At 44.6% G+C, this 20,137-nt stretch carries 26 protein-coding genes; 13 read left to right on the forward strand and 13 right to left on the reverse strand.

The annotated features are described in order from the left end of the window. Positions 1-253: 253 nt before the first annotated feature. The 6 genes from QZ938_RS11165 to QZ938_RS11190 all read right to left on the reverse strand — a co-directional run bounded on the left by QZ938_RS11165 (position 254) and on the right by QZ938_RS11190 (position 5,096). Complete coding sequence (locus tag QZ938_RS11165; RefSeq protein WP_293351485.1) at positions 254-1,558, reverse strand: TldD/PmbA family protein; 1,305 nt, start codon at positions 1,556-1,558, stop codon at positions 254-256. Positions 1,559-1,988: 430 nt separating this feature from the next. Continuing rightward, positions 1,989-2,336, reverse strand: a complete 348-nt coding sequence (locus QZ938_RS11170) for a nucleotidyltransferase domain-containing protein (RefSeq protein WP_293351483.1) — start codon at positions 2,334-2,336, stop codon at positions 1,989-1,991. A 634-nt stretch (positions 2,337-2,970) separates the two neighbouring features. Then, entirely contained in the window at positions 2,971-3,129 is a 159-nt protein-coding gene (locus tag QZ938_RS11175) for a hypothetical protein (protein WP_293351481.1), read from the reverse strand. 215 nt (positions 3,130-3,344) lie between these two features. Continuing rightward, positions 3,345-3,950, reverse strand: coding sequence for a hypothetical protein (locus tag QZ938_RS11180; protein ID WP_293351479.1), 606 nt, complete (start codon positions 3,948-3,950; stop codon positions 3,345-3,347). A 216-nt stretch (positions 3,951-4,166) separates the two neighbouring features. Next, positions 4,167-4,688: a tetratricopeptide repeat protein gene (locus tag QZ938_RS11185; protein ID WP_293351477.1), complete on the reverse strand. Its 522-nt coding sequence runs from the start codon at positions 4,686-4,688 to the stop codon at positions 4,167-4,169. 48 nt (positions 4,689-4,736) lie between these two features. Then, positions 4,737-5,096: a single-stranded DNA-binding protein gene (locus QZ938_RS11190; protein ID WP_293153939.1), complete on the reverse strand. Its 360-nt coding sequence runs from the start codon at positions 5,094-5,096 to the stop codon at positions 4,737-4,739. Between the two features lie 330 nt (positions 5,097-5,426). Between QZ938_RS11190 and QZ938_RS11195 the strand changes: the two genes are divergently transcribed. From QZ938_RS11195 to mreD, 3 genes are all read left to right on the forward strand, one after another. Further along, complete coding sequence (locus tag QZ938_RS11195) at positions 5,427-6,434, forward strand: rod shape-determining protein (protein WP_293153998.1); 1,008 nt, start codon at positions 5,427-5,429, stop codon at positions 6,432-6,434. Positions 6,435-6,521: 87 nt separating this feature from the next. Further along, entirely contained in the window at positions 6,522-7,328 is an 807-nt protein-coding gene (mreC, locus tag QZ938_RS11200) for a rod shape-determining protein MreC (protein ID WP_293153936.1), read from the forward strand. Next, positions 7,325-7,891, forward strand: a complete 567-nt coding sequence (gene mreD, locus QZ938_RS11205) for a rod shape-determining protein MreD (RefSeq protein ID WP_293351475.1) — start codon at positions 7,325-7,327, stop codon at positions 7,889-7,891. The genes mreC and mreD overlap by 4 nt, the downstream gene beginning before the upstream one ends. 122 nt (positions 7,892-8,013) lie before the next feature. Here the strand turns inward: mreD and QZ938_RS11210 are convergent, their stop codons facing one another. Beyond that, on the reverse strand, positions 8,014-8,805 hold the full coding sequence (locus tag QZ938_RS11210) for an HAD family hydrolase (protein WP_293153930.1): 792 nt from the start codon (positions 8,803-8,805) through the stop codon (positions 8,014-8,016). Between the two features lie 281 nt (positions 8,806-9,086). Here QZ938_RS11210 and argB point away from each other — a divergent pair, with 281 nt between their 5' ends. From argB to QZ938_RS11245, 7 genes are all read left to right on the forward strand, one after another. Further along, on the forward strand, positions 9,087-9,986 hold the full coding sequence (gene argB, locus QZ938_RS11215; RefSeq protein WP_293153927.1) for an acetylglutamate kinase: 900 nt from the start codon (positions 9,087-9,089) through the stop codon (positions 9,984-9,986). 141 nt (positions 9,987-10,127) lie between these two features. Continuing rightward, the gene (locus tag QZ938_RS11220) at positions 10,128-10,616 is read left to right on the forward strand and encodes a hypothetical protein (protein WP_293153924.1); all 489 of its coding nucleotides are present in this window, start codon (positions 10,128-10,130) and stop codon (positions 10,614-10,616) included. After that, positions 10,609-11,049, forward strand: a complete 441-nt coding sequence (locus QZ938_RS11225; RefSeq protein WP_293351473.1) for a hypothetical protein — start codon at positions 10,609-10,611, stop codon at positions 11,047-11,049. The genes QZ938_RS11220 and QZ938_RS11225 overlap by 8 nt, the downstream gene beginning before the upstream one ends. Positions 11,050-11,168: 119 nt before the next feature. Next, positions 11,169-11,426: a hypothetical protein gene (locus tag QZ938_RS11230; RefSeq protein WP_293351471.1), complete on the forward strand. Its 258-nt coding sequence runs from the start codon at positions 11,169-11,171 to the stop codon at positions 11,424-11,426. Continuing rightward, entirely contained in the window at positions 11,416-11,565 is a 150-nt protein-coding gene (locus QZ938_RS11235) for a hypothetical protein (protein WP_293351469.1), read from the forward strand. The genes QZ938_RS11230 and QZ938_RS11235 overlap by 11 nt, the downstream gene beginning before the upstream one ends. Before the next feature lie 134 nt (positions 11,566-11,699). Next, entirely contained in the window at positions 11,700-11,993 is a 294-nt protein-coding gene (locus QZ938_RS11240) for a type II toxin-antitoxin system RelE/ParE family toxin (protein ID WP_293183338.1), read from the forward strand. Next, positions 11,990-12,304 (forward strand): hypothetical protein, encoded by a 315-nt coding sequence (locus tag QZ938_RS11245; RefSeq protein WP_293351467.1) that lies wholly within the window; start codon positions 11,990-11,992, stop codon positions 12,302-12,304. Before QZ938_RS11240 ends, QZ938_RS11245 begins: the two co-directional genes overlap by 4 nt. 74 nt (positions 12,305-12,378) lie before the next feature. Here QZ938_RS11245 and QZ938_RS11250 read toward each other — a convergent pair whose 3' ends face one another. Then, the gene (locus tag QZ938_RS11250; RefSeq protein WP_293363218.1) at positions 12,379-14,061 is read right to left on the reverse strand and encodes a matrixin family metalloprotease; all 1,683 of its coding nucleotides are present in this window, start codon (positions 14,059-14,061) and stop codon (positions 12,379-12,381) included. Positions 14,062-14,496: 435 nt separating this feature from the next. Here QZ938_RS11250 and QZ938_RS11255 point away from each other — a divergent pair, with 435 nt between their 5' ends. Then, a complete protein-coding gene (locus tag QZ938_RS11255; protein WP_293351463.1) occupies positions 14,497-15,000 on the forward strand; it encodes a DNA-binding response regulator in 504 nt (167 codons plus the stop codon). 85 nt (positions 15,001-15,085) lie between these two features. On the opposite strand, the gene QZ938_RS11260 is transcribed toward QZ938_RS11255, so the two are convergent. Further along, positions 15,086-15,295 (reverse strand): hypothetical protein, encoded by a 210-nt coding sequence (locus tag QZ938_RS11260; protein ID WP_293351461.1) that lies wholly within the window; start codon positions 15,293-15,295, stop codon positions 15,086-15,088. 4 nt (positions 15,296-15,299) lie between these two features. Here QZ938_RS11260 and QZ938_RS11265 point away from each other — a divergent pair, with 4 nt between their 5' ends. Further along, positions 15,300-17,087: a cellulose-binding protein gene (locus QZ938_RS11265; protein WP_293351459.1), complete on the forward strand. Its 1,788-nt coding sequence runs from the start codon at positions 15,300-15,302 to the stop codon at positions 17,085-17,087. A gap of 14 nt (positions 17,088-17,101) precedes the next feature. Here the strand turns inward: QZ938_RS11265 and QZ938_RS11270 are convergent, their stop codons facing one another. The 4 genes from QZ938_RS11270 to msrA all read right to left on the reverse strand — a co-directional run bounded on the left by QZ938_RS11270 (position 17,102) and on the right by msrA (position 19,594). After that, positions 17,102-17,683 carry a DUF948 domain-containing protein gene (locus tag QZ938_RS11270; protein WP_293351457.1) on the reverse strand — a complete coding sequence of 194 codons (582 nt, stop codon included), beginning with the start codon at positions 17,681-17,683 and terminating at the stop codon, positions 17,102-17,104. Between the two features lie 103 nt (positions 17,684-17,786). Continuing rightward, positions 17,787-18,128: a YtxH domain-containing protein gene (locus QZ938_RS11275; protein ID WP_293351455.1), complete on the reverse strand. Its 342-nt coding sequence runs from the start codon at positions 18,126-18,128 to the stop codon at positions 17,787-17,789. Positions 18,129-18,163: 35 nt separating this feature from the next. Further along, on the reverse strand, positions 18,164-18,493 hold the full coding sequence (locus QZ938_RS11280; protein WP_293153887.1) for a hypothetical protein: 330 nt from the start codon (positions 18,491-18,493) through the stop codon (positions 18,164-18,166). 447 nt (positions 18,494-18,940) lie between these two features. Continuing rightward, positions 18,941-19,594, reverse strand: coding sequence for a peptide-methionine (S)-S-oxide reductase MsrA (gene msrA / locus QZ938_RS11285; RefSeq protein WP_293351453.1), 654 nt, complete (start codon positions 19,592-19,594; stop codon positions 18,941-18,943). 315 nt (positions 19,595-19,909) lie between these two features. On the opposite strand from msrA, the gene QZ938_RS11290 reads away from it, so the two are divergent. Continuing rightward, complete coding sequence (locus QZ938_RS11290; protein WP_293351451.1) at positions 19,910-20,047, forward strand: hypothetical protein; 138 nt, start codon at positions 19,910-19,912, stop codon at positions 20,045-20,047. Positions 20,048-20,137: the final 90 nt, after the last annotated feature.

Here is a 20,137-nt window from a genome sequence, read left to right on the forward strand (position 1 = left end):
ATGTGAGTGTTGACATTTTGATAGCAGCAGTGAGGACTTTAGTCCTTCTTGACTCAACTAGGATAAGAGGACTAAAGTCCTTACTACAAACCAAGATGTGAGTGTTGACATTTTGATAGCAGCAGTGAGGACTTTAGTCCTTCTTGACTCAACTAGGATAAGAGGACTAAAGTCCTTACTACAAACCAAGATGTGAGTGTTGACATTTTGATAGCAGCAGTGTCGGAGTCACCTGAAATTAACCGCACTGAACTTATTGTCTCGAAGCTACGCCCAACTGTTGAAATAGCATACTCGGCAAATATGCCCCACCACCTACCCATTCGGCTTCGGTACTTAAATCTGCCAGATTTTTAAAGGCTTCAAAAATGCTGCCTGCCACCATTGTATTCTTGACGCGACCAACAATTTTGCCTTTTTCTACTTTATAGCCTAGGTCTAAGTTGACAGAAAATTCGCCAGCTAACTGATTTGACTGACCGGCACCTAAAACCTGTTCTATTATAAGACCTTCGTCCATGCTAGCAATCAAGTCTTGGGTGCTGGTGTTTCCTGGGGAAATGCAGAAGTTGGTCAAGTCTGGGCCCGGGCGAGACAATCCGCCACGAAAACCGTTGCCGGTCGATCGTACACCGGCGCGAGCAGCCCACCTGCGATCCCAATAAAATCCGGTGACAGTTCCTTTGTCGATCAAGACTTTGCGGGTGGTGGGGGTTCCTTCGTCGTCAAAGGGACAAGCAGAAGGGCCCAAAGTGGGGTCTTCAAAAAAGGTGAAGCGTTCGTCAAATAAGGTTTCGCCGATTTTGTCGGCTAGGGGAGAGGCTTTTTGAACTACTGCTTGACCTGAAAGGATGGTATCAAAAAGTCCGCCGAGGGTGCTGGCGGCGGCTCTGGGGGTAAATAATACTGGGTAGGAACCGCTGGCGATGGTGGCTGAATGTTCGGCGAGGCGGTATTTTTCGAGGAGCGATTGCAGGATGCTGTTGGTGTCGAGGGGTCGATCGCGCGCGACATCGTAACTGTATGCTTGCATAAAGTCTTCTCCCTTAACCAAATTTCCGGCGATCGTCCCGCTGACTATTTGGCTGCTTCTTTCGGCATACACGTCTTGCGTCGTGGCAATTTTGACGCGGCCGCTGCGGACGTGGAAGCCCACATCTACCATAATATCGGGATTGTAGGCGTGAACTTGCTCGACGAGGTTTTTGCCGTTTTCAACTAATTCGGCGGTTGTGGGCGGAGTGTAGGTGGTTTCCGGGCCTTTTAGGTGGAAGTTGGAGGCTAGTTCAAATTCGGCGGGGTCGCCGATTTCGGCGGTTTGAATGGCTGCATCGACTAAATCGTCTATCCGCGTTAAATCAGTGGAACTAGCAAAGCCGATTTTGCCATTGTAAATCAGCCGGAGTGCTACGCCTCGGAGGGCTTTGGTTTGCAGAGATTTGAGGCGATTGTTCTCAAATTCGATCGGCGTGTCTTGGCTGGATAGGTAGTATACTTCAGCAGCATCAGCGCGCCCAGATGCCAATTTCAATATCTGTTCTATGGTGGAATCGCTCACAATAATCGCCTTTCTGGTTTGGTCTTTGTTCTATTTTAGCGATTTTGGGTGTGGCCAGAAACCGGGTTTTTTTGTGATGTGTGGCCAGAAACCGGGTTTCTACGAGATTTTACGCATCCTCACGAGATATTCGTGAGAAACCCGGTTTCTAAATCCTGGTAGTTTTATGCGTGACCAGAAACTGGGTAAAACCTCGCACTACCTCTGTCAACTGCGGTGCCCTGAGCGTAGCCGTTCGCTTTAAATCGTTCGCTTTAAAGGGTCAACTGTAGAAGACGATCGCGCATTCTGTGTTTGTGCGATCGATCAACTATCATCAGGTAACGGTGGCAATAATGCCTCTACTTCTACCAGTAAACTAGGCAAAACACTTGTAACAATATTCCAAATAACTTCCGAGCTTACCTGCGCCATATCCCAAAGTGAAGCGCTATTTCGATCGCCCGTTTGCATAAATCACTCGATAGGTTTTCAAAATGTTCGATCGCCGATAGGGATTTTTTAACAATTTTTTTTCTACCAAATCCACAGAACGGTGAAGTAAATCCTCGATCTCCTCCTCCATACTCAATAAATGAGCAAACGTGAGGCGATGTGATGGCTCATAGGTTACAAGTACATCCACATCACTATCAGAACGAAAATCATCCCGGAGCACTGAGCCAAACAAGGCAAATTCGACAATGTTCCAGCGCTGGCAAAATTGGGCGATCGCATCTAGAGAGACTTTTAAGCGATCGGTTATTACATACTCTAAATCTGATTGCAACTCAATCATGGGCGAGCCAACCTCCAATCTTTTAGCCTAACGTTTTTTTAATTGTAACATTGCAGGTCTGACTGACCTTCAGATCCTAATGTTTGGGGTGGTTTTTACTTGAGAAAGAGATCGTAGAGAAAGAAAAGAGAGATGAATGATTCCGATACAAAAGGATTAATCAAATGAGTATAGCTGTAAAAAACCCGGTGTCTTAGGTTGTGATGCGTGGCCAGAAACCTGGTTTATACGAGATTTTAAGCCAATACAGTTGACTTGAGAAAAATCTGACTTGCCCAAAATGGCTGTATTGCCAGAAAATCGTCAGATGAAATTCATCAAAAGCATTAAGTAAACCGTATTGAAATATAATCCACTTCATTAAGAGAAGAGTTTTGAACCACAGAGGGCGCAGAGGGCGCAGAGGGAAGAGTATTGCGAGGGTTTTGGATGTCGTAAAAAACCTTTTATCCCTCCCCTCTCTGTGTTCTCTGTGTTCTCTGCGGTAAAATCTTCTTAATATCTACTTCACCTCTTTATCATCCAAAAATCGTCAGATGAAATTAATCAAAAGCATTAAGTAAACCGTATTGGATTTTAAGCAGCCTCACGAGATATTCACGAGCAACCCGGTTTCTAAATCTCGCGCGCCAACTTACGATCGATCTTCAGCTATCTGCTGAACATCAGCAATAATTTCCCTCACTGTTTGCGCGTCGGGCGATCGCAAATGCTGTAAAATCTCCAAAGATTGCTGTAAATAATTGAAAGCTTGGTCAAAATCTCCCTGCGCTGCTAACAACTGTCCAAGCATTGCGAAAGTAGCAGTTGTTCCTTGCAAAAACTTAGCAACCGGGTTTTTCGCAAATCTACCTGCTACAGCGAAGGATTGTCAGAAAATTCCGGTTTGTGGACATCAACGCGTCAAAACTTAGAAATTTGGTTTTTCGCAAATCTGTCGGTTACAGCGAAGTATTCGATAAAAACCAGGTTTCTCGATACCCGCGCGTCAAGCCGAAGTTCATTCCTCTATAATTGTAATTCGCACTGTTGAAAAACATAGTTAACGGCTGCAAAAAGTCGATCTAAATCTTGAATTGTATAGAAAGTTTTATTTTGAGTAAACATTTCTAATTTGAGCTTGCCAAACTGCCACATTGCCCCATTAGAAACAATCCCAAAGATAGTTTGTTCTGGTTCATTGTTCAGTCGCTGCACGGCGACCATTTCTGCCAAACACTGTCCCCATCCTTCATCGAATGCGCTCTCTTTCTTGGCTTCAACTAAGATGAAATAAGGCTTGTCAAAAACTACCGTGCCAAGGCTGGAGCGCTTCGCTAGTATATAATCGGGAATTCCTGACAGATTCTCATTGTAGATTAAGGTTTGGTGACTCCAGAGCAGAAAATTAGTGCGATAATTTTTCCAAACTTCTTTCAATACAGGATAAATGATATTTTCACAAATGGCGATTTCCGAGTTGTCAAATACTCCGTCATTGAAAATCAGTTCTAATTCATTCCGAAAAATGTCGCTTACTGCAAATTCTGTTTCGACAATGAAGTTATCCCTCAGGTAATTAATCTGGAATTCCTTGGCGACGGCGCTGATGCTTTTATAATTGCTAAAAGGCATTGGTTAACTTCTCTCATTCCTGGACTAAAAAATGGTTTGATATCGTTTCCATTCCATCGCAATGATTTAACCACAGAGAGCGCAGAGAACGCAGAGGGAGATTCCAGAGAAATGAATAATTATGATGCTAGAGGGTTTGATATGAGCCGCTATTGGTCAGGATAAAATGTGCATTACATACCCTATGGATAGAGTTTGTGCGAGTGAAAAGAATGATTAATAACTAATAAATAATCCGCCTAAAATCAAAACGATCGCAATTAATGCCAGCCAGATAAAGCTGTTATCTTTCGTATTTACTTGACTCAAGTCCACAGGTTCGGCTACAACTGGCTTGGGTTTCGCGTACTTGATATCAGCGTTCGGATTGGCTTGAAAATTGATTGATTTATTTTCATCCAAAGCTGCTAAATCGGGAATTTTTACCGTCCATTCGTCAGGGATACTGAGTTTGGGGGCTTCGAGAATGAACAGCAAGCGCTTGGCTTGTTGGCGGGTTTCTTGGCGGGGATGGCGGGTGAGTTTGCGGCAAAGCCCGATCGCCCTTGCTGTATCGCCAGAGGCTTCGTAGGCTGTCACCAGCCACATCTGCACCTCGCCACCTAACCGCGAAGTGCGATCGACCAAACCTGTCGCTGTTTCTAAACTTTGGATAGCTTGACCGTAGCGGCCGCTCTCAAAAGCTACTCGGCCAGCTTGGTACTCAGTTTCAACTATTTCTAACTTTTCGGAAGTCACCAGCCCTCACCCAATTGACAAATATTACTTTCCCAAATTCCCCAAACCCTAGAATTCGCTGTTGTTTTGCGACATACCGGACTCGTTGTCGCGTTTGGAACCCAGCAAGTCTAACTGGTCTACTCTGATGATAGGCATCGATCGATTTGCTCCTGTGCTTCTATCTTGCCAGCGATCGAACTTCAAAGAGCCTGTTACCCCTATTTGAGCACCTTTGCGAACGTAGTCAGCAGCAATTTGGGCTGTTTTGCCCCAGATTTCGAGGGTAAACCAGTCTGGTTCGTCGGTCTTGCTCGATCGCCGCCTCACTGCCAGCGTCAACTTGCACTTAACTGTACCAGACTCAAAATACTTCACGTCCGGGTCGCCACCGACGCGGCCGACCAAAGTCACAACATTAAGACTCATAAATTTTTTCGGGAATGTGCTCGATGGATGATGTAGTTAAATTCTCCCTGAAGGGCGATCGCCTCCAAAATTAACTTGGAACAGCGCAAATCAGGGCTTCATCCTGATTTTACACCCACTGACCAGAACATATTTATTGTGGATGATTGGCGAGCCTGCATTCAACATATGCTCGACAATGTACATTTCTGACTAGACTCAGGATGAAAAACGTAATAGAATCCACCTCGGTTACACTTTTGTAACAACATTATTGCACACATTAGTATTTTAGTTTTGGGGGGGTACAAATCAGTGGGTCTTCTCAATCGATTTTCCTTATCTAGAGATATGGGTATCGACCTCGGTACTGCTAACACTCTCGTTTATGTATCCGGCAAAGGTATTGTTCTCCAAGAACCGTCCGTAGTGGCGATCGATCAAGACTTAAAAATACCTCTGGCGGTTGGAGAAGATGCTAAAAAAATGCTCGGGCGCACGCCTGGGAATGTCATAGCACTGCGCCCGCTGCGCGACGGGGTAATCGCCGACTTCGATACTGCCGAACTCATGCTCAAGACTTTTATCCGCAGGGTTCACGAAGGCAAAAGCTTAGTTTCGCCCCGGATCATTATTGGCATCCCCAGCGGTGTCACTGGAGTCGAGAGGCGGGCTGTCATTGAAGCGGCTACTCAAGCCGGTGCTAGAGAAGTACGGTTAATTGACGAACCTATCGCTGCGGCGATCGGGGCTGGACTGCCTGTGGCTGAGGCGACGGGTAATATGATTATAGATATCGGTGGGGGTACGACGGAAGTTGCAGTTTTGAGTTTGCAAGGTACGGTGATCAGTGAGTCAGTCCGGGTGGCCGGTGATGAACTCAATGAGGCGATCGTCCAATACATGAAAAAAGTTCACAATTTGGTGATCGGCGAACGTACTGCTGAAGAAATTAAGATTCAGGTGGGTTCTGCATATCCAACTACCGAAGATGACGACGCGATCATGGAAGTGCGGGGCTTGCACTTGCTCTCCGGTCTGCCGCGAACTGTTACGATCAAAGGCCCAGAAATTCGCGAAAGTATGTCGGAACCGCTTTCAGTAATCGTGGAAGCCGTCAAGCGTACTTTGGAACGCACTCCCCCGGAATTAGCAGCAGATATTATTGACAGAGGAATTATGCTGGCCGGTGGTGGGGCGCTGATGAAAGGTTTAGATACTCTGATCAGTCACGAAACAGGAATTGTCACTCACGTGGCAGCAGATCCTCTGTGCTGCGTAGTTTTGGGAACAGGTAGGGTATTGGAAAACAAACAGTTGGAACGGGTTTTCAGCGGGCAGTCGTCGCGCAATATGTAGTTAACAAACTTGGGATTTTGGATTTAGAAATAGGTCTGCCATCTAAAATCTAAAATCCTGACATAACAATTTTAGATTACTGAGATTATGCTAAAAAACACACTCCGCAGGTGGTGGGATCTGCGTCTACAAATTGCTCTTTTAGGTTTAGCTGTAACAGCAGCTTGGGGAGTTCGACAAACGCAAGGTGCTGCACTATTTGAAGTTTACAATTGGGTGACTCGTCCGTTTCACGCCAACGGCTCTGGACAAGAGCAGCTCATCTCGGCGCGCACTCAAGAATTGCAAGCGCAGGTATTAGAATTAGAAACTCAAAATCAGAAGCTAAAAGAGCTTTTAGGTTACGTGTCTGCTAAGAAACCTAAAGGGATTGTCGCTCCTATTGTCGGCCGCAGCGCTGACCACTGGTGGCAGCAAGTAACTTTGGGGCGCGGCAGTAATGATGGCATCAAAACAGATTTTACTGTGATGGGCCCGGGCGGTTTGGTAGGTCGGGTTGTCAGCGTTACTCCTAATACTAGCTTGGTGCTGTTAGCTAGCGACCCTACAAGTAAATTGGGTGTGGGAATTACCCGCAGTCGCAACATGGGTTTTATGCACGGGAAAGGCGGAAATCAGGCTGTGATGGAGTTTTTTGATAATGTTCCCAATGTCAAGCCTGGGGATGTGGTTTCAACTTCTTCTTTCAGTCAGTTATTTCCTGCTGGTTTGCCGGTGGGAAAAGTGGTTTCGGTGGATCTGAATAAAACTCCGGCTCCGGAAGCTATTGTTGAGTTTTCTGCACCGATGAATTCTCTGGAATGGGGGGTAGTTTACCCCCACGATAAGCAAGCCGAACTCAAGGCTTCGCAGGGTGAATCTTCTGCACCGTCAGGGGGAGCAAAGCAGCAATGAAGCGTTTACCTCGGATGTCTTCGCGATTCCGCCAATTTCTCAACTTCGGCGTTACATTTGTTTCTGTGATGCTCTGCATATTGATATTGCCCACCCGGATGCCGGGAATGGAATTGTTGGGAATTAGTCCGAATTGGCTGTTAATTTGGTTGGTAGCTTGGAGTATTAAGCGGAAGCGTACAGTTTTGGGAGCTGCTAGCATGGGTATTGCTTTGGGGTTTCTTCAAGATGCGATGACTGCTCCTCATCCCACCCATGCTGTAAGTCTAGTTGTTGTCGGTGTCTTAACTGTTGTTTTGCAGAAAAGCTGGTCGATTCCGGCTGATATTGTTGAGAGAGATCCGATTCCGATCGCGTTAATTGTGTTTGGGATGGCGGTGGTGGCGGAAACGGTGATGGGCCTGCAATTTTTCGCTATGGGCGATCGGGCTTTACTAGAAATTTGGAGTTATCACCAGCGCGTAGCTTTGTGTTCTGCTATTCTCAGCAGTCTTTGGGCTCCGGTGATTTATTTTCCCCTCAATCGCTTGTGGGAAATGACCAGGAAATTAGAAAAATCTTAGTCATTAGTCATTGGTTATTAGTTATTAGTTATTAGTTATTGGTTATTAGTTATTGGTTATTGGTCAACTAATAACAATTAACCAATAACAGTTAACTAATAACAGTTAACTGTTAACGGCTGTCAGTCTACTATCACTTGTGGTGCTGAACCTAATAAGTGATGAACGGCAATAATCAAGTCGCTAAGAATGAAATTCGGCTGGTGCTTTTGCAGTTGATAGCGGCTGCGAATGCCGCAGGTAACGGCAATTGTAGGTATTCCCAATGCTTGTCCGGCGAGGATATCTGCTTCGGTATCTCCGATCATCCAAGCCGAACTCAGGGATGACTCAAATTCTTCTGCAACTTCAGCCAACAATTCAGTTTTTAAGGCTGTATAGTTGTGATATGCAGCATCCGGCATCTGAGTGCCACGAATGCTGGTAAACAATCTGGCTAAACCGTAATTTTGCAATAGTTGAACGGCTTGATTTCTCGGCCGCAAGGTGACTAAAATCAGCCGCACGCCGCGAGAATGCAAAAGTGCGATCGCCCATTGTACTCCTGGCTGGATCCGATCTAAGTGCAACAAGTCTGGCTGATTGACAATCCGACTCACGCATCCGAGAAAAACGTGAATTTCTTCTCCCGACAAGCCGGAAGTTTTGGCTATTTCAGTATCCGGGACTCGGTTTTGTTTCATTTGCCAAAACTGCTGTTTGCTGAGAATTTGGAGTTTGAGGTTGATTCCCTGGGCCCCGTAGGCTGCTTGAGTGTCCGCTAATCCCTCTTGGTAGGTTGTGTAATAGCGATCGGACACATCGACGATGGGCCCGTCTAAATCGCAAAATACGGTCATCCGGGGGGACGAGTCAGCGTCTGATGGTAGCTTGTACTGAAGGTTTTCGGAGTCCGGTGTGACAGCAGTTAACATAAAAGGTTAAGTAAATCTGGGTAGCGATACATTTATTTACTTTAGCAAGAATTGTATAAGTTAGAATAGAAAGATTAAACTTAGATTATTAAGAAAACCTATTTAAATTCGGGATCCTCTTCGAGGGCTGCGCCAACGGGCGATCGGGCATGGTGCATGGACATTAATCTGTCTGCTGACTAATGACTACTGACTAATGACTTCTTCATTCTTTTTGCATTTGTTGATGATAGCTGGAGACATTAAACTTTAGACTTAAGTTTTTAGCCATTTGTCCTCATATGCTCAAACACAGCGATTTTGCGCGGAACGTAGAAACCAATCGGGTTCAGGTGCTTTCAGAAGCACTGCCTTACATTCAACAGTTTGCCGGCCGCACCATTGTGGTCAAATACGGCGGCGCGGCAATGAAGGATGGCCGTCTCAAGGAAAAGGTAATCCGAGATATTGTACTGCTATCCTGCGTGGGGATGCGCCCGGTTGTGGTTCACGGCGGAGGCCCGGAAATTAATATTTGGCTGGAAAAGCTGGGAATTGAGCCGCAATTTAAGGATGGTTTAAGGGTGACTGATGCCGCAACGATGGAAGTCGTGGAGATGGTTTTGGTGGGGAAGGTGAATAAGGAAATTGTTTCGTTAATTAACCAAGCTGGCGGCAAGGCAGTAGGATTGTGCGGCATTGATGGCAATCTGATTCAAGCTCGTCCAGATGGCCGGGAGGGAATTGGGTTTGTGGGCGAAGTCAGTGGCGTGAAAATCCAGATTTTGGAGTCTTTGGTCAACAGCGGATATATTCCGGTGGTGTCGAGCGTGGCTGCGGATGAACACGGTCAATCTTACAATATTAATGCTGACACGGTGGCTGGAGAGATTGCGGCTGGCTTGGGTGCGGAAAAGTTGATTTTGATGACTGATACTGCTGGCATTTTGGAGGATTATCACCAGCCAGACAGTTTGATTGTGAAGTTAGATATTCAAGAGGCTCGACAGTTAATTGAGTCTGGGATTGTTTCTGGGGGGATGATTCCGAAGGTTAATTGTTGCGTGCGGAGTTTGGCTCAGGGTGTTAAGGCTGCTCATATTATTGATGGTCGCCTGGAACACGCTTTGCTGCAAGAGATCTTCAGCGATTCGGGTATTGGGTCGATGATTGTTGCTTCGGGATACGGTGCAACGAAGTAAAATGTATTGAAGGGCGATCGCACTTTCGGACAAAAAGGGCGATCGACCTTTTTTCAAAACTGTAGCAACAACTGTCAGATCGCATAAAAGGTGAGTAATTTATTTGCTATACTTAAGGCATCATGCTAGTTTGTAAACCAGATGAACACGATCGCGATCGCCCTTTCAGATGAGCGCCTCCTAAAATTACAACAAGTCGCGAACAACTTAAATATCTCGATAGAAGAGTTAGTTTTAATAGGCATAGAAAACTTACTCGCACAGGAAGAAGTTTCTTCACAAAATACCGCTCAAAATATTCTCAACAAAAATGCTGATATCTCCCCTGAGATAGTTGACAAATTTTATGCACTAGCTTCGGATTGGGAGGAAGATGTTGCTGGATTGTCTTCAACTGCCGAAATGTCTCAGCATCCTGCCTATCAGGAAATTATTAGTATGGGAACTCAAATCCTACCGCTGTTGCTATCCGAACTGAAAAAAAATCCCCTTTACTGGTTATCCGCTTTGAGTGCAATTACGGGTGAAAATCCCATCAAACCAGAACAAAGGGGAAGAGTAAAACAGATGGCATCAGCTTGGATAGAGTGGGGGAGAAATCAAGGCTACGCGATTGAAGAGAATGTATAGAAGACCAGACATTGAATTTAAGTGGCCCAATTTGTCTGGCACGGATTATCAAGTTACCAGTCCCAAATCTCAAGAATATAACTGCTTTGCATGGGCTGCTGGGGAAGACGATTGTTGGTGGCAACCGATACCAGTAGAGCAATTTTATTGGCCTGACGGTGTGCCACAGGAGGAGACTCTAGAAGCCTATATTCAGGCTTATAAAACGCTGGGATATGAAATTTGTAAAGGCGATGAATTAGAAATTGGATATCAGAAAATAGCGATATATGTTGACTCAAACGGTATTCCAACTCATGCAGCCAGACAATTAGCTAATGGTAAGTGGACGAGCAAGCTTGGCTGGTTGGAAGATATCGAACACGAACTCGATGGACTGGTTGGCGACAGGTACGGAGTTGTCGGTCAAATTCTCAAACGTGCGGTAAATTAGGGGAGGGCGATCGCGAGACAATACTAAGATAAACTTAACAAGTGAAAATGAAACTTAGATTATGTTAAAGTGTAATCAACAAGATTATTTTTGCCCTATGTCACATTGGAATCAATGTCATGTCTATTTCCCAACCTGAAAAGTCAAAGTCTTTAAAACCAATTAATCCCCTCGATATTCAAATGCGGGCGATCGCCTACAGTTTAGATACTTTAATTCCTGGACTCTACATTTGGCTGGGTGCGCTAAAAATTCGGATTGGAGGTAACGAACCCGAAGAAAGTTATCCGGGGATTATTCACGGTCCAATTGGCATTGCTTTAGTATTACCGGGATATCGCATTTACAGCACTTACCAAGGTAGCTATGACCCTTGATAAGCATAAACTTGACGGCATCCCTCAAATTACTGCAAAAACTTTGCCATCTACAGAATTTGAGTTACTTCTATTGACAGCAGGCTACGGTAAAATTGGTACGGCTGCGGCTCAAGGAAATCGACTGAAAGTGTGGTGAACTCATCCTACTTTTAGACGCATCAAAGCTATTTACAGTGCTGATGGAATAGTTGCGATTACTGCTTATCACGTTTAGAGTTGTAGTTAAAACTAAGAAGTTTTTATTGATTGATAGTTAATTTATTAACTTAAATGTACCAGATTGAATACACTCCGCAAGCAATACAAGACATAAAATACTTTAAGAAGCACGAACAACAACAAATTTTGAGCGAAATTCCCGTGCAATTGCGATATGAACCTAGTGTTGAGACTCGCAACCGCAAGCGCACTAGACCTAATAGTATGGCGGAATGGGAATTGCGGATTGCGGAGTTTCGAGTCTTCTATAATGTTGAAGAACAGGTACAGATTGTGGAAATTCAGCGTATTGGCGAGAAAGAGGGCAATACTTTTTTATTTCGCGGCCAACAGGAGGATGTATGACTATTAAATGGAATTATCGAGTGTTTCTGGAAGATAACGGCGATTATATCATTCGGGAAGTGTTTTATGAAGCTGGTGGAGCGATCGCGGGATGTACTGAAAATGCCGTGGAACCTTGGGGAAAAAGCTTGGAAGAATTAGCAAAAAACATTGAGTGGTTTAAAGAAGCATTGGCGTTACCGGTTTTGACACTCGCTGACATTCCCGAACCGCTGCGGAAATCCGAGTCAAAGCAAGAGCGAAGTGGCAATATTTCTCACGAGCAACTTATGGCAGAATTAGGTTTAGCTGAGCCATCTCCTGTGAATTAAATGCAGAGTGCGATCGCCCTTTTGGTTATTTTGAGGAAAAGGGCGATCGCTAAACCTAGCTTATAAAAAACGAATCAAGACCAGTTAATAGGTACATTGCGATCGATACTATAACCCTGAGCAGTCAGAGTATTGTAGATACTGTCGGTCATTTTGGGATTAAAGAAATCGTGATTCATTAAGCTGACCACAGATTCATGGTCAAGACCTAGAGTATGACCAATTTCATGCATTGCTAGTCGAACTAGCGAATTATTATTGAGAATCTCGGAAAATCGACTGGGGTTAAGCCGAATATTATTGTGATAATCAACTCCGTTTATGTCAACATCTGACCCAGAAAAGTTAGTTCGATAATTACGAGCAGAGTCCATAAATGAGTCTGCGAACCATCGTGAACTAGCAGTTGGACTCTTTACAACTGAAATTTTTAGAACTCCACTAGAGTCTTTATCTTTAGTGATTATCCTCTCCCAATTTTGGGCGGCTTTTTCCATCTGGTTTATTTCTGATTGAGTAAATCCTCCTCTGGGATAAGAAAGTTGAATGTCAATATCGGGATTGCTAGGCTGAGGTTTAGGTTGTACCCAAACTGAAATAGCCTCGACTCGTCGAGACTGGCCACGAGTACCGGAAAATTGACCATTTCCGACTCTAGGAGTGTTACCTATTCCCTCTACATGAGCCTGATAAAATACATCATATTTAGATGCTTGCGAACCAGTGAGGCGAATGGCAAATCCCTCGATCCGTTTAGATTGACCTTTTGTACCAACATACTGTCCTTCTCTCACCCAAGATGTATCACCAATATCTTGAACATGAGCCATGTACTCCATGCTTAAGCCTGGAATTGGAGAATCAAGATTTATCTGAAAGCCCTCTAAACGCCTTGACTGACCTGTAGTACCGGCAACAGCACCTTCTGAAAAGGTTCTGTCACCAAGATCCTGTATATGAGCAACTGTTCTCAATCCTGGGTCTGGAAGGGATGCTTTTTCTACCTGAATTTCTTTACCATTTAAGTTAATCGTTCCACTATCATCCTCACCTTTTAAACTTGCCAAATCCTTCGCATCAAAAGTTTTCCCCTGAACAACTGCGGCAAAAATCGCCCCCTCATCTCCCGGTGAATCCGTAACATTCAACCGCCCATCAACAGAGTGTCCGATTTCTTCCAGCAACACATCCGCAACAGCCCCCGGATTCGCCGCATTCCGAGTCAAAAATTCCTTCGATAAATAAATCGTATCCGTCGCCGCAGCAAAAGCTCCATTCGCCCCACCAATCTCAGCAGACGAGACAACTTTCACTTGCGGAATATCGCTAAAATCTCCCTGAAACCATTCTTCTGCTAACGCTTTCGCAGCCGCAGGATTCCAGTTTTCCCCAAAAGCCACATTCAGCTTAGCTGCGAAATCTGGCGCGCCCGCAAACTTACTCAAATCCTGATACACCTCTGACATCGCTTGGCCTGTGAGCAAATCGACAGAGCTATCCGGTAAACTGCTGTTGGACTCGGTACTCACTGCACTAGCCATCCGGGTTAGCAAATTGTCAGGCAAGATGATATTGTCATAGGCTTCTGGCGTAAAATTCGGCATATTAACTTCCTGGCCGACACCCCCCGTTAGCACGCGGTTAGGATCTAGCTGCGGGATAATTCCCTTAGTCGGTTCTAGGCTGGCATTCCAAGGAGCGATCGCACTTTCGTTATTAGATTCAGGCGTGAAAAAATTAGACACGTTATTACCCATTTCCCCGTGTTGAATCGGAACAAGTACAGAGACTTGCCCTGTGTTTGCTTAGACTAAATAAACAAATTGTTCTAAAAGCCGATCGGCCGATCGCCCTAATGCACCCTGAACCCCGACGAACCGCAACAGTAGCGTTACTTCTAAGGCTCTATTTATCTATCAGGCTCAGTCCGCAAGTTTTATGCAAAATATTGGTTTTTTGTTACAAAACTTTATCCAGCGCCGTCTGACGTTCGCAGGTAGTAGCTTTGAGGTTCGTTGCAGCGATCGCGCCCATTACTGAATCTGAGTATTCCTACTCGGCGTCACACCGCATCAACAAACTCAACTTTATCTGATGTATATAACAATACAATAAGCAAAGCTAGCAAGCAACTAACAAACGCTAGCAATTTCGGTTATGCTATCGTTAGTCATATCTCAACACATCCGACAATGGCATCCAAGGAAGACTTATTTGCCGAAGCCGCGAAAAACTGGGACTTAGAAAGGCTGTACCAAGCTTTTGCAGAAGCTAAACGGCAAATCTCTCCGAAATCGCGCAGGGGACTCACAGAAACCGAAAAACTCTACCTCCGAGGCTTACTTTCCGGTTGCAGTCCCGCCGAAATCGCCCGCCAACTGTTTCAGACTTCCAAAAGTGCGGAGGTTTATCTATGTAAAACTTTATACCAATATGTGAAAAAACTCGCCGATGTACCTAACGAACCTGTAGGAAATTGGCGCAATATTTGCGATCGGCTACAGGAAGCAGGATATAAAACTCAGTCTTCTCCTGAATTTAAAGTAAATAATTCTATACCTACAGAAGCATTAATAAAAATAGTTAATATAGGTTGGCTGGAGCAAAGTACAATATCAATGGATATCAACATCCAATTAACATTCCCCTCAACTTCAGAGACTCCAAAAACCGAAGATTTGGATAAAAAAGACTAGATGTGCGATCGCACTTGGCGACTGAAATTATGCGGACTGAAGTCCTCACTACGAACCTGATAACAGAAGACTTGGATCGAAAAGACTAGATGGGCGATCGCACTTGGCGACTGAAATTATGCGGACTGAAGTCCGAAGGATCGAACCTATAGAAAGGGCGATCGCCCATCCACTGAGAGGTAAAAATGTTAATAATGTTGTAGCTGATAGTTTCAGAAGGAAGTTTTTGATAAAATATCAAAATTAAAACTTTTGTACCAGCTACGATTTTACCTGCAAAAATTAAAATATTCAAATCTATGTCTAGATTAAATGTACGGTCAAAAAATCAAGTTATTGGCTTTCTCATTGGTTTATTAATATTTGTCATTTTCATTCCCGGATGTTGGGATCTCACAACTAAAAATTCTCCAACAACTCCGATAGCAAATCCCAAAGTACCTGTCGCTACAGAAGTAAAAAATACCTCAAATGCTAGCTCTTCTTTAGGAATTGGGCTTAGCGGTATTGCTGATTGGTCAACACAATTACCCTTTTTAGATGCTTTCAAATCTTCTAGACAATGGATAACTCAATGCACCAGCGGACAACCTAACTGTAAGGGTGAATGGGATACAGAGGAATATAAGCTTTTAAATCTTGATGAAAACGGGTGGGTGAAATCTCTTCCATCTCCTGAAGATGCTCCTAAATATACTAAAGTAAGTACCCTTTTACTTAGGGAAATTCCCAATCTCTATCCTTCAGGGCAATATATTGTTACCTATGAGGGTGAGGGTGCGATCGAATATAACTTTGATGCCCAAAAAGATGATGCTGCATCTAAACCCGGAAGGGATATCATAAATGTCGATGCCACAAAAGGCGGAGGGATATTTATCACAATTACTGCTACAGATCCGAAGAAAACTGGGAACTATATCCGCAATATTAAAGTAATTCGCTCCCAAGATGAACAGTTGTCTCAAAGCGGTGAAATATTTAATCCGCTGTTTATTGAAAAGATTAAAAGATTTAAAGTTTTGCGTTTTATGGACTGGATGGGGACAAACGGTTCTGAACAAAAAGAATGGTCAAACCGACCTAAACCAGAGAGTGTATCCTATGCTTACAGAGGCAATGTTCCCATAGAAATTATGGTGAATTTAGCTAATAAACTCCAAGCAGAACCTTGGTTTAATATGCCGCATCAGGCTGCGGATGAATATATGACTAATTTTGCTAAAATGGTAAAAGATAGTTTAGACCCAAAGCTGAAAGTTTATGTAGAGTATTCTAATGAGGTTTGGAATTGGTCATTTCCACAATCGAATTATGCTTTGGAGCAAGGTAAAGCTAAGTGGGGAGATAAAGGAGACGCTTTTATGCAATGGCACGGAATGCGTACTGCTCAAATGTGCGATATCTGGAAAGGCGTTTTTGGGGATGAAAAGAATCGAGTTGTCTGCGTGTTGGGGACTCAAAGAGCCTGGAGAGATTTAGAAACTTATTCTTTAGAGTGTTCCTATTGGGTAGCTGAGGGCAATAAACCTTGTTATCAACACGGCATTGATGCCTTAGCTATAGCTGGATATTTCAGTGGAAATTTGGGCGCGAAAGAAAGTGTCAGTAAAGTAGAGTCTTGGTTGAAAGAGCCAGATGGCGGCTTTGGCAAAGCTTTTAAGCAATTAAAAGAGGGTGGGTTGCTGCCAGGATTTAAAGATAGTTTGCCAGATGTTGCTAATGACTTTAAGTATTTCTTAGATGTGGTTAAAAAGAAAAATCTCAAGTTATTTGTTTACGAGGGCGGTCAACATATTGTAGGTATTGAAGGAGTGGAAAATAATGAAAAACTAACTAAGTTTTTTATGGAATTAAATAGGCGTCCGGAAATGTACGAGCTCTACACGCAGTTGCTCAATAGTTGGAAACAAGGTGGAGGCAATCTCTTCATGCACTTTGTGGATGTCAGCGGATTTAGTAAGTGGGGAAGTTGGGGCGCTTTGGAGTATGTGGAGCAAAAGGGTTCGCCTAAGTATAATGCTTTGATGGATTTTATTGATAAGAATCCTTGCTGGTGGGATGGCTGTGCTGTTGGGGGAGGATGAGCAATTGGGTGCTATCAAGCATCGCCCGATCGCACTTGCTCAAAATCTTCAGCATCCGCCGGCAAACTAGAACCCTCGCTATTCCTCAACCGTGGCGATTCCCCATTACTCGCGCCCGTACCGTAACCCCCAGAATATCTGTCATCCAAACCCGAATCCCTCAGCGAAATCGCACTTCTTTGACTCTGCGACAATCGATCGCCCCCTCTGCCCCTCCCCCCAGAAATCGGTGGCTTCCGAGTTAAAGTTTTCCAAGCAGCTTTAATCCCAGTCACCACGCTGCGAGTAGTTACCTGCACGTTTTGCGCCTGCTTTTTCGCGCTACCAATACTGCGATCGACTTGTTTGACAACCTCCCCCGCACTTTGCACCCCATCGCTGACATCATCCGTCAACTCGCTAATTTCCAGCCCCGTCAACCGAATCGCTTCCAGGGTGGGCGGAAACTCGCGCGAAAGCGTGTCAGCGAGCTTTTCCACGCTGCGGGCTGCCCGGGCCAGCGCTTGCACCGCAGGTATCAGAGTCACTAAAACAGCAGTCAGGCTAACTGCTACTAGCAAAATCGAAAGTCCTAGCCAAAATATAGGGTCACTCACTTGAATCTCGGATTTGGGGCTGACCTAAGTGTTGCAGTAAATCAATGATTGCGATCGGCTCACAATGATTAAAATACCTTATTTTTGCTTGATCGTGACCTTGTTAGCGGACGGGAGGGCGCGACGGGGGAGTAACTTCGACTTCAGTTTCCGACAGTGTTTGACGTTCCCGCTGAGTTGCTTCTAAACCCGCAGCGATCGCCTCCTTGAGTCTAATCAAAGTTTCCTCCCAATTTCGGATTGCAGTTTCAGAAAGTCGATCGGCCTGCAATTGGACGCTAGTCGATAAATCCTCCGCCAACTCCGGCAAAGCATCGGCCGATTTTTTCAAGATCTGCCGCGTCTCCTTGCCCGTTCGTGGTGCCATCAGCAACCCAGTCACGGCCCCGATCGCAGAACCCACCAACAAACCGCCAATAAATAATCCTGAACGTTTAGTTGACATTTTTATAACTTCTCTCCATACAATTGTAGGATAGCTTACCTCAAAGGTCGTGAAGCGAAGCTATCCCGCAGGGAATCGCGCCGCCGCCAAAGCATCCGTCCCAAACCCAGCAATCCCAAAAGTTGCTGAACCTGTTGCAGTTGCAATTCCAGTTGTTGATAATTCCGCCGTAATTGGTGAGCACTTTGCTGCCTTTTAGCAAAGAAATCCGGCGATTTGCTGAGGACATTGTTGCTACAGCGCTCGATTGCTGCGATCCGAAATTCAAAACGTGCGATCGTCCGCCTGATTTTCCACACTCTCGCAGCTATATAAAAACAGACCAGAGATATCATTAAATTGATAATTACAACAGCCGTCAGCATTTTTTACCTATTTTCAACTACTAACACATTCCGCTGTTTGTGGCGAAATTCTAGCCCTATGCTGTAGGGACACAGCAGTGTTCATTAGTGTCAAATTAAGTCTGAAGCCTGAGAAATCTGGCTTTTATCTGAGGCCCGATCCCCCTAAATCCCCATTAGGAAGGGGGACTTTGAGGGAGCATCTCATTTTCGCAAAAAGCATTTTTTTTACAGCACTACAAATGCAAAACTGAGATGCACCCGACTTTGATCGCTTCCTGTCCCCCCCTTCTTAAGGGGGGCTAGGGGGGATCGGGCCCTAATAGTTCGATCGCTTCCTGTCCCCCCCTTCTTAAGGGGGGCTAGGGGGGATCTGGCCTTAATCGTCAGACAGATTTATATGACTACATTTGAGATTAAATTGACACCAACGAACCTGATTGTATCCCCATCAAGCGGGATAAAATTTCAAGCCTGAGACATAGCCGGCAAACAAACCTTAGTACCGCCCAAACCGCAATAACCATTCGGGTTTTTAGCAAGATACTGCTGGTGATAGCTTTCCGCGTAATAAAACTCAGGAGAATCAATGATTTCAGTAGTAATCTTGCCGTAACCAGCAGGCGTCAAAGCTTGCTGGTAAGCATCGCGCGAAGCTTCAGCTAGCTGCATTTGGCTAGGTGAATACGTGTAAATGCCCGATCGATATTGAGTACCGGAATCATTTCCCTGACGCATTCCTTGAGTCGGATTGTGGCTTTCCCAAAAAACTTTTAGCAGCGTTTCGTAACTAATTACTTTCGGATCGAACACAACCAAAACAACTTCATTATGTCCCGTCATCCCGCTGCAAACTTCATTGTAAGTAGGATTCGGACTAATCCCCGCCGCGTAGCCAACCGCAGTCGAAAAAACACCTTTTTCCTGCCAAAATTTGCGTTCCGCACCCCAAAAACAGCCCAGACCAAACATGGCAGTCTCCATGCCGTTTGGAAACGGAGGTTTGAGGGGATTGCCATTAACAAAGTGAGTTGCCGGTACCGGCATCAACTCTGCCCGTCCCGGCAATGCGTCTTGGGGAGACGGCAGACTCGACTTTTTGCCAAATCCAAATAGCGCCATAAGTTTGTGAGGAGATCTCTGATAAACGTCTTTACCTTACTTAATAATATCAGATATCCACTGAAAATAGTCGGCCTTTTGAAGATAGACGATAAAAGGCACGAGGCAGAATTGTTTTTCGGAGTTTTTTTGTGATACCGCTCACTATAAATTAATTTTTCAATCACACTACACAGTGCTATCTGTCACCACAAAATGCCTGAAATATCACCTGTTTTTGAGGCAACAATCACCCGGATATTCTGCAAAACAGGCGATCATTAAAAGTATGGCGTTGTAGAATTATTCAATAAAAATTATTTGGAGTGTGTAGAAATGGCAGCCAAACCTTGTAGTAAGCCTTTAAAATCTAATCCGTTTATTACTTACCGCGATCCGATTACAGGTAAGTGGATTGTGATCTATCATGATTTCTCGAAATTAGCAGAACAACCACAGCTAGCACTGGCTTGAGATTTTTTCTTGATTTTATCTTAAAATCAAGAATGTTTGGCAACTTGTTGGGTGGCTCAGCTTAGAGGTTTTCGATGATTAAGCAAATCA

The organism is Microcoleus sp. CAWBG27, assembly GCF_020883145.1.
Taxonomy (GTDB): domain Bacteria; phylum Cyanobacteriota; class Cyanobacteriia; order Cyanobacteriales; family Microcoleaceae; genus Microcoleus.